General features: G+C 72.5%; 10 protein-coding genes and 1 pseudogene. 5 read left to right on the top strand and 6 right to left on the bottom strand.

Features of this window, described 5'->3' with window-relative positions; translation table 11 throughout:
* Positions 1 to 802 (top strand): annotated as a pseudogene (locus ACTIDRAF_RS0209670) (hypothetical protein); the annotation flags it as partial.
* Between the two features lie 14 nt (positions 803 to 816).
* On the opposite strand, the gene ACTIDRAF_RS0209665 reads toward ACTIDRAF_RS0209670, so the two are convergent.
* Together ACTIDRAF_RS0209665 and ACTIDRAF_RS0209660 are read right to left on the bottom strand one after the other, a co-directional pair.
* Positions 817 to 1,647 carry a tRNA (adenine-N1)-methyltransferase gene (locus tag ACTIDRAF_RS0209665; RefSeq protein WP_016698536.1) on the bottom strand — a complete coding sequence of 277 codons (831 nt, stop codon included), beginning with the start codon at positions 1,645 to 1,647 and terminating at the stop codon, positions 817 to 819.
* A 217-nt stretch (positions 1,648 to 1,864) separates the two neighbouring features.
* The gene (locus ACTIDRAF_RS0209660; RefSeq protein ID WP_245533486.1) at positions 1,865 to 3,010 is read right to left on the bottom strand and encodes a M50 family metallopeptidase; all 1,146 of its coding nucleotides are present in this window, start codon (positions 3,008 to 3,010) and stop codon (positions 1,865 to 1,867) included.
* Positions 3,011 to 3,124: 114 nt separating this feature from the next.
* Between ACTIDRAF_RS0209660 and ACTIDRAF_RS0209655 the strand changes: the two genes are divergently transcribed.
* On the top strand, positions 3,125 to 4,054 hold the full coding sequence (locus ACTIDRAF_RS0209655; RefSeq protein ID WP_016698534.1) for a RecB family exonuclease: 930 nt from the start codon (positions 3,125 to 3,127) through the stop codon (positions 4,052 to 4,054).
* A gap of 40 nt (positions 4,055 to 4,094) precedes the next feature.
* Here ACTIDRAF_RS0209655 and hisG read toward each other — a convergent pair whose 3' ends face one another.
* Both hisG and ACTIDRAF_RS0209645 read right to left on the bottom strand, forming a co-directional pair.
* Positions 4,095 to 4,940 carry an ATP phosphoribosyltransferase gene (gene hisG, locus ACTIDRAF_RS0209650; protein ID WP_016698533.1) on the bottom strand — a complete coding sequence of 282 codons (846 nt, stop codon included), beginning with the start codon at positions 4,938 to 4,940 and terminating at the stop codon, positions 4,095 to 4,097.
* A 19-nt stretch (positions 4,941 to 4,959) separates the two neighbouring features.
* Positions 4,960 to 5,223 carry a phosphoribosyl-ATP diphosphatase gene (locus tag ACTIDRAF_RS0209645; RefSeq protein WP_016698532.1) on the bottom strand — a complete coding sequence of 88 codons (264 nt, stop codon included), beginning with the start codon at positions 5,221 to 5,223 and terminating at the stop codon, positions 4,960 to 4,962.
* 340 nt (positions 5,224 to 5,563) lie between these two features.
* On the opposite strand from ACTIDRAF_RS0209645, the gene ACTIDRAF_RS0209640 reads away from it, so the two are divergent.
* Positions 5,564 to 5,959: a GNAT family N-acetyltransferase gene (locus ACTIDRAF_RS0209640; protein WP_016698531.1), complete on the top strand. Its 396-nt coding sequence runs from the start codon at positions 5,564 to 5,566 to the stop codon at positions 5,957 to 5,959.
* Positions 5,960 to 5,964: 5 nt separating this feature from the next.
* Here ACTIDRAF_RS0209640 and ACTIDRAF_RS0209635 read toward each other — a convergent pair whose 3' ends face one another.
* Both ACTIDRAF_RS0209635 and metH read right to left on the bottom strand, forming a co-directional pair.
* The gene (locus tag ACTIDRAF_RS0209635) at positions 5,965 to 6,645 is read right to left on the bottom strand and encodes an HAD family hydrolase (protein WP_016698530.1); all 681 of its coding nucleotides are present in this window, start codon (positions 6,643 to 6,645) and stop codon (positions 5,965 to 5,967) included.
* A 57-nt stretch (positions 6,646 to 6,702) separates the two neighbouring features.
* A complete protein-coding gene (gene metH / locus ACTIDRAF_RS0209630) occupies positions 6,703 to 10,263 on the bottom strand; it encodes a methionine synthase (RefSeq protein WP_016698529.1) in 3,561 nt (1,186 codons plus the stop codon).
* 49 nt (positions 10,264 to 10,312) lie between these two features.
* Here metH and ACTIDRAF_RS0209625 point away from each other — a divergent pair, with 49 nt between their 5' ends.
* Positions 10,313 to 11,209, top strand: coding sequence for a PAC2 family protein (locus ACTIDRAF_RS0209625; RefSeq protein ID WP_016698528.1), 897 nt, complete (start codon positions 10,313 to 10,315; stop codon positions 11,207 to 11,209).
* 663 nt (positions 11,210 to 11,872) lie between these two features.
* Positions 11,873 to 12,547 carry a SanA/YdcF family protein gene (locus tag ACTIDRAF_RS28030; protein ID WP_211215307.1) on the top strand — a complete coding sequence of 225 codons (675 nt, stop codon included), beginning with the start codon at positions 11,873 to 11,875 and terminating at the stop codon, positions 12,545 to 12,547.
* Positions 12,548 to 12,555 lie beyond the last annotated feature (8 nt).

Genomic DNA, 12,555 nt, shown 5'->3' with positions numbered 1-12,555 from the left:
CTGGCCGCAGCAGGGGCCACCCACGGGCGGCTGGCCGCACCAGCCCCCGCCCCCGGCCGGGCCCCCCACCGGGGAGTGGCCGCAGCAGCCGCAGGCCACCCCGGTCGGCGGCTGGCCGCAGCAGGGACCCGGCGGGCAGCAGTACCCGCACTACGGCCCACCGCACGGTTACCCGCCACCCGGCCCGGGTGGTCCGCCACCGAAGAAGAGCCCGCTCCCGTGGATCCTCGGAGGCGGCGGTGTGCTCGTCATCGTCCTGGCCGTCGTGCTGGTCCTCGTGCTGACGGGCGACGACGACACGCCCGCCGCCGCCGACAACGCCCCCACGACCGGCCAGGACGCCGGGGGCGACGAACCGCCGCTCGGGCAGGGCGGTACGGACCCGGGCCCCCCGGCCAGCGGGGGTGCTACGAGCACCGACATCGAGGAGGTCGCGCACGCCCTCGTCGCGGCGATGCACACGGACGACCGCCAGACCCTGCTCGCCCACACCTGCACGTCCCGGGCGGAGTACTTCGACGACGCCATCGAGCACCTCCACCCGGCCGCCGCCCTGGGTGTCCCCCCTGAGGTGGCCGCCGTCCTGGAGCAGGTGGAGGCCAGCTACGAGTTCGAGGCGGCCGCCGTCCTGAGCGAGGTGGAGGCGCAGGCCATCTTCCAGCAGCACCTGTCGGACCTGCCCCCGCAGATGGCGGGGTTCCCCACCACGGCCCGCATCGTGGTGCGGTTCGTCGAGGAGAACGGGTGGAAGATGTGCGACCTCCGCTTCCTCGACGACGAGGAGGTCCCGCCCGCCCGGTGACTCCGGCGGCGGGCTCAGCCCTTGCTGGGCCGCCGCTGCTGCCGCAACGGGGTGACCCCGTCCGCCAGGCGGCGCGTGGTGAGCAGGAAGGCGGTATGTCCGATCATGCGGTGTTCCGGACGTACCGCCAGTCCCACCACGTGCCAGGGGCGCTGGATGGTCTCCCAGGATTCCGGTTCGGTCCACTTCTGCTGCTCGCGCAGGGCCTCGGTGATCCGCGAGAGCTGGGTGACGGTGGCGACGTAGACGACGAGCACCCCACCGGGCACGAGGCTGTCGGCGACCGTGTCCAGGGCCTCCCAGGGTGCCAGCATGTCCAGTACGACGCGGTCGACCCGCTCGTCCTGGTGCTCCTTCAGGTCGGCCACCCGCAGCCGCCAGTTCGCGGGCCGCTCCCCGAAGAACCGTTCCACGTTGCGCACCGCGTGCTCGGCGTGGTCCTCCCGCACCTCGTAGGAGAGCACACTCCCCTCCGGCCCCACCGCCCGCAGCAGGGAGCAGCTCAGGGCGCCCGAGCCGGCACCGGCCTCCAGCACCCGGGCTCCGGGGAAGATGTCGCCCCACATCACGATCTGCGCCGCGTCCTTGGGGTAGATCACCTGGGCCCCTCGGGGCATGGAGAGCACGTAGTCGGAGAGCAGGGGGCGCAGCGCGAGGAAGCTGGTGCCCCCGCCCGAGCTGACCACGGTCCCCTCGGGTTGCCCGATGATCTGGTCGTGCGCGAGCGCCCCCCGGTGGGTGTGGTACTCCTTGCCCGCCTCGAGGACGATCGTGTAGCGCCGTCCCTTGGGGTCGGTCAGCTGCACGCGGTCGCCCTCCCGGAAGGGGCCGCTGGGGGTGCTCACGGGCGTTGAACCTCCTGCTCGACGTGGGTGTCCCGAGGACGGGCGGAACCCGCCCGGTCGGACGTCGATCCTGGCAGACGGCCCTGGCGGGGCGGCTGCCCGGTCACGGCACGGCCGGCCCGGCCCCCGGCCCAGGTCGGATCGGCCGGTGGGCACCGGAGCCGGTGCGACGGCCGCTGGCGACCAGGCAGGCTTCCCGGCGGCCAGCCGGCAGGGCTCAGGCGGAGTCGCCCCGGTGCCGGAGCACCGCGTTGCGCAGTTCGTCGCGGTGCAGCACGGCGGAGGGGCGTCCCTCGTCGTCCACCACGAGGAACTGCCAGGACGCACTGGAGAAGACGCGTTCCACGATGTCCTCCCCCTGTTCGGAGTCGAGCAGGACGTTCTCCGCGGAGATCGGTTCGGCGGCCTGTTCGGCGGGCGTGACCGGGGCCTTCCTGGCGAGGTTCTCGGCCGCCGTCAGGTCGAGCAGGCCCACCGCCATGCCGTCGGCCCGGACCAGCACCACCCCCCGTCCGGCGGACGCGGCCAGCGCGTCGGAGACGGGGCTTTCCGCGGGGAGCTGGAGGACCGGGCGGACGACGTCCGCCAACCGCAGCCCGGGGGGCCAGTTGCGCCGGTTCTCGCTGCCGAGTTCCGCGACGACGCCCACCCCGATGAACCACATCATGATCACGCACACGCCCAGCCGCAACCAGCGGTCCTCGCTGGCGGCGAGCAGCCCCACGATCGCCCACCAGGCCAGGGCGATGGTCACCAGCACCCCACCGACGGCGGCGGCTCGGGTACCGGCCGAGCGGCGCCCGGTCAGCCCCCACACCAGGGACCGCAGCACCCGGCCACCGTCCAGCGGAAGCCCGGGCAGCAGGTTGAACACCCCGACCGCGGCGTTGGCGACGGTGATCTGGACCACGAGGAGCCAGAGCACCGTCCTGGGTTCGACCACCAGCAGCAGCGCCGCCGACAACAGCGCGAGCAGCACCGAGACCGCCGGACCGGCGGCCGCGATCAGCCCCTCCTGCCGCGCCCGGGAGGGCGTCCGGACCAGCTCGGCCACCCCGCCGAGGAACTGGAGGCGGATCCGCCGCACCGGCATCCCCATCCGCAGCGCGACCAGGCAGTGCCCGAGCTCGTGGAGCAGGACGGAGACACCCAGCAGCACGGTGAAGGTCGCCGCGAGCAGCGCTCCCCCCACGAGTCCGACCCCGGGCAGCATCATGCGGACCAGGGGCGTGTAGAGCACGACGATGAGCAGGGAGATGAACCACCACGAGGGCGCGAGCAGCACCGGAACCCCACGGACACGCGCGACCACCAGGCCGCCTTCGTGGCCGGTCGCGGGGGTCCAGCGGATCGAAGCGGGCACTGAGGAAGCCTAGAACGCCGACGGTGTTGCGGCAGTGTGCCAGGCCGGAACGCGCCGCCCACCGTGCGGAGCGCCTCACCGAAGCGTCGTCGCGGTGGCCTACAGTGCCGGGTCATGGCGGACGCGGTAGTCACGGACCCCCGACAACCCCCCGGTGATGCTGGCACGGCGGGTGGTGCGGCAGGAACCCGGCGACGCCCGGCGCTGTCGCCGTCCCGCGCGAGCGACTTCAAGCAGTGCCCGCTGCTGTACCGGCTGCGGGCCGTCGACCGGGTCCCGGAGAAGCCGAGCAAGGCCCAGGTGCGGGGCACCGTCGTGCACGCGGTGTTGGAACGGCTGTTCGCGCTCCCGCCCGCGCAGCGAACCGAGGAACGCGCGCGGGAACTGGTCGAACCAGCCTGGGAGGAGTTGGTCGAGGAGCAGCCGGAACTGATCGAGCAGCTCTTCGGGGGAGCCGAGGACCCGGAACTCGCCGGGTGGCTGGCCACCGCGGAGAAACTCCTCGGTGGCTACTTCACCCTCGAGGACCCGACCCGGTTCCAACCCGAGGCCTGCGAGTTGCTCGTGGAGACCGAGCTCGAGTCCGGTGTCCTCATCCGGGGCTACCTCGACCGGCTGGACGTGGCTCCCACCGGGGAGATCCGGGTGGTCGACTACAAGACGGGCGCGGCGCCCCGCCAGCTCGGGGAGGCCAAGGCCCTGTTCCAGATGAAGTTCTACGCCCTCGCGTTGTGGCGGCTCCGAGGCGTGGTCCCGGCCCAGCTGAAGCTGATGTACCTGGCCGACCGGCAGGCACTCGTCTACACGCCCGACGAGGCGGAACTCCGCCGCTTCGAACGGACGGTGGACGCCATCTGGCAGGCGATCCTCCGAGCGGGTCGCACCGGCGACTTCCCACCCAACCCGAGCCGGCTGTGCGACTGGTGCGACCACCGCTCACGCTGCCCGGCCTTCGGCGGTACGCCCCCGCCCTACCCGGGTTGGCCGGAACCGTCGGCGTTGGCCGGGGAGGGCGGGGAGACGCCGTTGGAGAGGGTGGACTGAACCGCACGAGTCCGTACCCCCTCCCCGGGCCCCTCGGGGCCTAGAGGCGGCAGAAGCGGATGTCGGAGGCGAGGATCGCGCGGGCTCCGAGGGAGGAGAGCTCGTCCATCACGCTGTTGGCCTCCTTGCGGGGCACCATGGCCCGCACGGCGTTCCAGCCTTCCTCCGCCAAGGGCGAGACCGTGGGCGACTCCAGCCCGGGTGTGAGGGCCACCGCCGCCGCCAACAGGTGGTCGGGGCAGTTGTAGTCCAGCATCAGGTACTGCTGGGCCCTGGCCACGCCCCGCAGTCGGGCGGCCAGCTGGGCACGCCCCTGGCTGTCGGGCGCGGACTCCCCCTCCAGCAGGACGGCCTCCGAGACGCAGATCGGGTCCCCGAAGGCCACCAGGCCGTGCTGGCGGAGGGAGGTCCCGGTCTCGACGACGTCGGCGACCGCGTCCGCGACCTCGAGTTGCACCGAGATCTCCACCGCCCCGTCGAGCCGGATCACCTCGGCCTCGATGTCCTTCTCGGCGAGGTGGTTGCGCACGAGTCTCGGGTAGGACGTGGCGACACGGCGCCCGTGCAGGTCCTCCACCTTCCAGTCGGTGCCCGCCGGGGCGGCGAACCGGAAGGTGGACTTGCCGAAGCCCAGAGCGAGCCGCTCACGCACCGGCGCCTCGGAGTCCAGGGCCAGGTCACGCCCGGTGATCCCCATGTCGAGGGTGCCGGCTCCGACGTAGATGGCGATGTCCTTGGGGCGGAGGAAGAAGAACTCGACCTCGTTGGCGGGGTCGATGACCGTCAGGTCCTTCGGGCCCTGGCGGCGGCGGTAACCGGCCTCGGCCAGCATCTCGGCGGCGGACTCGGCCAACGAGCCCTTGTTGGGAATGGCGACGCGCAGCATGAGGGGTCTCCTGCTCGGTTTACAGGTGGCGGTACACGTCCTCGGTGCTCAGCCCGCGACCGAGCATGAGCACCTGGACGCGGTAGAGCAGCTGGGAGATCTCCTCGGCCAACCGCTCGTCCGACTCGTGCTCGGCCGCGATCCACACCTCCCCGGCTTCCTCGAGAACCTTCTTGCCCTGCGCATGCACGCCCGCGTCCAGCGCGGCGACCGTCCCCGATCCCTCAGGGCGTTCCGCCGCCCTCTCCGTGAGCTGCGCGAACAGCTGGTCGAACGTCTTCACGGTGTGTCATCCTCGCACTTCCTCCCGCGCGCGGGTGCCATCGGTGCGTCGTTGCGCCCGTCCTCGCGCCGAGGGACGACCGGAACGGGGCCCGGGCACCGTCCTCGGCCCGGCCGTGCGCCACCCCGGGACGTCGTCCCGTCCGCCCCGGACCGGACGGACCGCCCGACCTCGGCGCACCACCCCGTGGTGACCGAGGTCACACCCGCCGCCCCGGGCGATCCACGGCCGGTCGAGCGCGACGTCGACGGGTTCGCGGCCCGCGACGGCCGGGACGCGGGCCGGCGGTCCCCGAACCGGAGCGGCGACGCCGCCGACCGACCTGACTACACTCCGTCGCGTGGCGGTCGACTTCCGGTGGCGTGCCGAAGTGCGCGAGGAGGAGCTGGACGCCCTGCACGCGGAGGGCTTCGACACGGACGGCCGGGGGGACATCTGGGTGGAACGGTTGCACCGCCACAGCCTGGGCTGGGTGAACGCCCACGCGGGTGACCGCCTGGTGGGTTTCGTGAACGTGGCCTGGGACGGGGGCCGGCACGCGTTCCTGCTAGACACGGTGGTGGCGGTGGACCACCGGCACGCGGGGGTGGGCGCCGGCCTGGTGCGCGCGGCCGTCGCCGGGGCGCGCGAGGCCGGGTGCCAGTGGCTGCACGTCGACTTCGAGGCGGACCTGGGGCCCTTCTACCTGTCGAGCTGTGGCTTCACCCCGACCTCGGCCGGGCTGTTGGCGCTGTGACCTCGTCAGCCCTGGCCCGCCAGCACGTCGGCCAGCACCTCGACGTCCACCCCCTCCAACGAGGCCCGGTGCACCCTCCGCTCCCCCGGCTCCACGTCGACCTCGCAGGGAACCACCAGCACGGTGCACCCCGCCGCGACGGCGGAGGCGACCCCGGTCGGCGAGTCCTCCACGGCTACCGTCTCGACCGGGTCGACGCCCAACAGGCGCGCGGCCCGCAGGTAGGGGTCGGGGTGGGGCTTGTTGTGGGTGACCTCGTCGCCGAAGACGACCGCCTTGAAGTGGTGCCATCCGATGCCCTCGAGGGGGACTTCGGCGACCGTCCGCACGGTGGAGGTCACCAGCCCCATGGGAACGCCCGAGGCGTGGACGGCGGCGAGGGCGTCCTCCGCGCCGGGCCGCCAGAGCAGCCGGGTGCGGAACAGTTCCCGCATCCGGTCGATCACCCAGGCCGCGTTGGCCTCGGTGGCCTCCGGGGTGACGGGCAGTCCGAGGTCCGCCAGCAGCAGCCCCATGCTCCTGGTCAGGTTCGACCCGACCATCGCCGCCCTGGTCTCCGCGCTGAGCTGGCCACCGAGTTCCTGGGCGCGTTCCTCCAGGGCGATGCTCCACAGCTTCTCGGAGTCGAGCAGCGTGCCGTCCATGTCCCACAGCACGGCGGCGGGCAGGCGGCTGGCGCCGTCCATCGGGGACGGTGAACTCACGGATCTCCTCCTCGGTCTCCCTGGCGGCGAGCGCTTCGCTCAGGCGTTGAAGTACTTCGCTTCCGGATGGTGGGCCACGAGCGCGTCCGTCGACTGCTCCGGGTGCAGCTGGAACTCCTCGGACAGGGTGACGCCGACCCGCTCCGGTTCCAGGAGCGCCGCGATCTTCGCGCGGTCCTCCAGGTTCGGGCACGCCCCGTAGCCGAGGGAGAACCGGGCCCCCCGGTAGCCGAGCCGGAAGAACTCGGTGACGTCGCTCGGGTCCTCGGCGGCCACGCTCCTGCCGTCGGACCAGGTCAGCTCCTGGCGGATGCGCTGGTGCCAGAACTCGGCCAACGCCTCGGTGAGCTGCACCCCCAGCCCGTGGACCTCCAGGTAGTCCCGGTAGGCGTTGGCGGCGAACAGCTCGTTGGCGAAGTCGGCGATGGGCTGCCCCATCGTGACCAGGGTGAGGGGGAGGACGTCCACCTGTCCCGTGCTGGCCGCCAGCTCGCGTGGGCGGAAGAAGTCGGCGAGGCACAGCCGGCGGTCCCGCCGTTGGCGGGGGAAGGTGAAGCGGCAGACCTCGGGCGAGGCCGGGTCGGGTTCGCTGAGCACCACGAGGTCCTCGTCCTGGGCCACGCAGGGGAAGTAGCCGTAGACCACGGCGGCGTGCTGCAGGATGTTCTCGGTGGAGAGCCGGTCGAGCCAGTACCGCAACCTCGGCCGTCCCTCGGTCTCCACCAGCTCCTCGTAGCTCGGCCCGGCTGCGCCCCTGGTACCCCGCAGGCCCCACTGCCCGAAGAAGGTGGCCCGCTCGTCGAGCAGGGCCGAGTAGTCGGCGAGGGGGATGCCCTTGACGATCCGGTTGCCCCAGAAGGGCGCCGTGGGCAGGGGGACATCGGTGGCCACGTCGGACCGCCCGGTCGGCGCCTGGGCCTCCTCCGCCTCCGCCGCCGCCCTGCGGGCCTCGGCGATCCGCCGGGACCGTTCGTGCCGGGCCTTCCGCTCGGCGATCCTCGCCTGTTCGGCCTCGTCGACGAGCGCCGTCCCGCCCCGCTTCCGGTCCATGATGGCGTCCATCAGCCGCAGGCCCTCGAAGGCGTCGCGCGCGTAACGCACGTCGCCCCGGTAGACCTCCGAGAGGTCGTTCTCCACGTACGACCGGGTGAGGGCGGCTCCCCCCAACAGCACGGGCCACCGGCTGGCGACGCCGCGCGTGTTCATCTCCTCCAGGTTCTCCTTCATGATGACCGTGGACTTCACGAGCAGTCCGGACATGCCGATGGCGTCCGCGCGGTGCTCGCTGGCGGCGTCGAGGATGGCGGTGATGGGCTGCTTGATGCCGAGGTTGACGACCTCGTAACCATTGTTGGACAGGATGATGTCCACGAGGTTCTTGCCGATGTCGTGGACGTCGCCCTTGACGGTGGCGAGCACGATGCGCCCCTTGCCGCCCTCGTCGGCCTTCTCCATGTGCGGCTCCAGGTGCGCCACCGCGGTCTTCATCACCTCGGCCGACTGGAGCACGAACGGGAGTTGCATCTGGCCGGAGCCGAAGAGCTCGCCGACCGTCTTCATCCCCGCCAACAGGGTGTCGTTGATGATGCGCAGCGCCGGCCGTTCGGTGAGGGCGAGGTCGAGGTCGGCCTCCAGGCCGTTGCGCTCACCGTCGACGATGCGCCGTTCCAGTCGTTCGAAGAGCGGCAGCGCGGCCAGTTCCTCCGCCCGTGAAGCGCGGGCGGAGGACGCCGTGGCCCCCTCGAAGAGCGCCATCAGGCGTTGGAGCGGGTCGTAGTCGGGGCGTCGCCGGTCGTAGACGAGATCGAGGGCGACCTCGCGGTGCTCCTCGGGGATCCGGGCCATCGGCAGGATCTTGCTGGCGTGCACGATCGCGGTGTCCAGTCCCGCCTCGACGCACTCGTGCAGGAACACGGAGTTCAGCACCTGCCGGGCGGCGGCGTTGAGGCCGAAGGAGACGTTGGAGACACCGAGCGTGGTCTGCACCTCCGGGTAGCGCCGCTTGAGCTCCCGGATCGCCTCGATCGTCTCGATGGCGTCCCGGCGCACCTCCTCCTGGCCGGTGGAGATGGGGAAGGTCAGGCAGTCGACGATGATGTCCTCGACCCGCATCCCCCAGTTGGTCGTCAGGTCCTCGATGAGCCGGCTGGCGACGCGGACCTTCCACTCCGCGGTGCGGGCCTGCCCCTCCTCGTCGATGCAGAGCGCGACGACGGCGGCGCCGTGCTCGGAGACCAACCGCATGATGCGTTGGAACCGCGAGTCCGGCCCGTCGCCGTCCTCGTAGTTGACCGAGTTGACCGCGCAACGCCCGCCGAGGCACTCCAGTCCGGCGCGGAGCACGTCCGGCTCGGTGGAGTCGAGCATGATCGGCAGCGTGGACGCGGTGGCGAGCCGCCCCGCCAGCTCCGTCATGTCCTGGACGCCGTCCCGCCCCACGTAGTCGACGCACAGATCGATGAGGTGGGCGCCCTCCCTGGTCTGGGTACGCGCGATCTCGACGCAGTCCTCGTACTTCTCGGCGAGCATGGCCTCGCGGAACGCCTTGGACCCGTTGGCGTTGGTGCGCTCGCCGACCATGAGGACGCTGGCGTCCTGCCGGAAGGGAACCGCCTGGTACAGGGAGGCGACCCCCGCTTCGGGACGCGGGGCCCGTTCGACCGGCCGCAGACCGCGCACCGCGTCGACCACGGCTGAGATGTGGTCACCGGTGGTGCCGCAGCAGCCGCCGACGAGGCCCACCCCGAACTCGCGCACGAAACCGGCCAACGCCTCGGCTAACTCCTCCGGGCCGAGCGGGTACACGGCGCCGTTGGGGCCGAGTTCGGGCAGACCGGCGTTGGGCATGACCGAGAGCGGGATGCGGGAGTGCCGTGCCAGCTGACGCAGGTGTTCGCTCATCTCGGCCGGACCGGTCGCGCAGTTCAGGCCGATCAGGTCGATGCCCAGGGGTTCCAGGGCGGCGAGGGCCGCGTTGATCTCGGTGCCGAGCAGCATGGTGCCGGTGGTCTCCACGGTGACCTGTGCGATCACCGGCACGGTGATCCCCTCGGCGACCATGGCCCGCTGCGCCCCGATGATGGCGGCCTTGGTCTGCAACAGGTCCTGGCAGGTCTCGACCAGGACCGCGTCGATCCCGCCGGCGAGCATGCCCGCCGCCTGCTGCTGGTAGGCCTCCCGCAGCACCTCGTACCGGGCGTGACCGAGCGTGGGCAGCTTGGTCCCCGGACCGACCGAGCCGAGGACGAACCGGGGGCGGCCGGCCTCGCTGAAGGCGTCGGCCTCCTCCCGGGCCAGCCGCGCCCCGGCGAGGGCGAGTTCGTGGATGCGGTCGGTGATGTCGTACTCGGCGAGGTTGGCGAGGTTGGCACCGAAGGTGTTGGTCTCGACCGCGTCCGCCCCGGCCTCGAGGTAGCCCCGGTGCACGGCGCGCACGACGTCCGGGCGGGTGACGTTGAGGATCTCGTTGCAGCCTTCGAGCCCGGCGAAGTCGTCGAGGGTGAGCGGCCAGGACTGGAGCATCGTGCCCATCGCGCCGTCCGCCACCACGACACGGTCACGGAGGGCGGCGAGCAAGGGCGATACCGCGCGGTCCGACATGGGACCAGCCTACGATTGCCAACACGTCCGTTGGCCGTAGGCTGGCGCGGTGACCCACCCCGATCCTGGCGCCGACGAGTCGAATTCCGCTCTGCCCAAGCTGACCGATCCCGTCCTGGTGGCCGCCTTCGAGGGCTGGAACGACGCAGGTGACGCCGCGAGTGCCGCGATCGAGCACCTCCAGTTGAGCTGGGACGCGAGCCCGCTGACGGAACTCGATCCCGAGGAGTACTACGACTTCACTGTGACCAGGCCCACTCTATCTCTGGTCGATGGTGTAACACGACGCGTCGAGTGGCCGACCACGCGTTTCACGGTCTGCCGGCCCCCTGGAGTGTCCCACGACGTGGTACTGCTGCACGGTATCGAACCGAACATCAGGTGGCGCAGGTTCTGCGCCGAACTGGTGTCGGTGATCGAAAACCTCGGGATCAGCACCGTCGTCACGATGGGCTCCCTGCTCGCGGACACGGCCCACACCCGGCCCGTGCCGGTCACCGGAACGGCCTACGACGCCGAATCCGCCAGCCGGTTCGGGCTCGACCGTTCCCGCTACGAGGGGGCGACCGGCGTGCTGGGCGTGTTCCACGACTACTGCGTGCGCGCAGGCATCCCGGCGGTGTCCTTCTGGGCCGCCGTGCCGCACTACGTCTCGCAGCCCCCCTCCCCGAAGACGACGCTCGCGCTCCTGCGGCGGGTGGAGGACGCGCTCGACATCGAGGTCCCGGTCGGGACCCTGCCCGAGCAGTCCGCCGAATGGGAGGAGACGGTCAGCGAGATGGCCGACGAGGACGAGGACGTGAAGAACTACGTCCGGGCGCTGGAGGAGCGGGGAGACGAGATCACGCTGACCGAGGCGAACGGGGAGGTCATCGCGGCCGAGTTCGAGCGGTACCTCCAGCGTCGCCACCGCGGTGGGTGGGGCGGGCCGGGCAAGGGCGGCTGACCTCCCGCGCGGCGGCGCACCCACCTCGGGCGGCCGCCGACCGCCCCACCAGCGACCGGGTCCGGTCCGCCTGGCAGGGTCGGCGGACGGCCTGACCTGGTCGCCGTCCGGGGTGGCCGGCTCTCCCGGCGGGCTCAGCCGCGTCGCACCCCTGCGGCGCGCCGGACGCCGGGCTCGGCTCGGGGCGGGATCACCGGCACCGCGTGGTCCACGGCTGGGGGCGGGGCCGGGGCGGATCCCAGGGAGTGCGTTCGGAACGCGTTCCGGGAGGACCCGCCCTGGTGCTCTCCCCCGTCCCGGCCCACCGCGCGGGGCCCGCGCCGCCCCCACCTCGGCCGCGCGCGGTCGCCACGGCCCGACGGCGCACCTGGTCAGCAAGCGCGGCACAGCACGGCCGCCTCCTCGAACGCTTCGCCGCCCGAGGCAGCCTCCGCCAGCGCCGGACGGTTCCACCCCCACGCACGGGGATCCGGTTTCCGGTTCCCGCGCTGCGGTGGACGACCCCGGGGCCGCCAGGGCCGGCGGGTTCGCCCCCGCTCCCAGCGCCCCGGACCTCCCCGGTCGTCCCGGTCCCGGCCGAGGGACCGCCCCTCGCCCGTGCCCCGGGGAACCCACCCCCGCCCCACGCGTCTGTCGGTGCGAGGCCGACGAACGGAGGACGTGGTGGGGCGCGCTCGACGCTGGTTGGTGGCCGGTCTGGTCACGGTGGTCGTCACGGTCGGGGTACCGGCGGTGTGGGCCCACGGCTCCAGCCACGGCCGCATCGGCGGGCCGGAGGACGTCCCGCCCGCCCCGGTGGCGCTGGTCCTGGGGGCAGGTGTGCGGGAGGACGGCCGCCCCACGCGCCTGCTCGCCGGCCGCCTCGACGTGGCCGCTCGGCTCTACCTGTCAGGGCGGGTCGACGTCCTGCTGCTCTCGGGGAGCACCGGGCCCGACGGTTACGACGAACCGGGCACGATGCGGGCCTACCTGGCGCGGCTGGGGGTGAGCGAGCGGGACATGGTGCTCGACCCGGGCGGGCTGTCCACCTGGGATTCCTGTGTCCGGGCCAGCGACGTGTTCGGCGTGTCGGAGGTGGTCGTCGTCTCGCAGTTCTTCCACCTGCCCAGGGCGGTGGCGTTGTGCCGGGCCGCGGGCATCGACGCGTGGGGAGCGGGGCACGACTCGGCGCGGGACAACCCGGCCGGCACGAGGGCCGGGCGCCTGCGGGAGACCCTCGCGAACGGGTCCTCGATGTTGCGGGGCGTGCTGCGCAAGGCCCCTTCCGTCACGGAGGCCCCCGAGGGGTGGGAGTCGGGGCTCCGGGCGGCCGCGGGGACGGGCCGCCCGGAGCGTTGAGGGTTCTC

It is taken from the genome of Actinoalloteichus spitiensis RMV-1378, assembly GCF_000239155.1.
Lineage (GTDB): Bacteria > Actinomycetota > Actinomycetes > Mycobacteriales > Pseudonocardiaceae > Actinoalloteichus_B > Actinoalloteichus_B spitiensis.
This window is presented reverse-complemented; position numbering and strand designations above follow the sequence as displayed.

What these genes read in the sequence shown, in the direction of transcription:
- hisG (WP_016698533.1), bottom strand. Translation starts at nt 4,940, where the DNA reads ATGCTGCGCGTCGCCATTCCCAACAAGGGCTCGTTGGCCGAGTCCGCC.
- ACTIDRAF_RS0209655 (WP_016698534.1), top strand. Translation starts at nt 3,125, where the DNA reads ATGGCGGACGCGGTAGTCACGGACCCCCGACAACCCCCCGGTGATGCT.
- metH (WP_016698529.1), bottom strand. Translation starts at nt 10,263, where the DNA reads ATGTCGGACCGCGCGGTATCGCCCTTGCTCGCCGCCCTCCGTGACCGT.
- ACTIDRAF_RS0209635 (WP_016698530.1), bottom strand. Translation starts at nt 6,645, where the DNA reads ATGGACGGCGCCAGCCGCCTGCCCGCCGCCGTGCTGTGGGACATGGAC.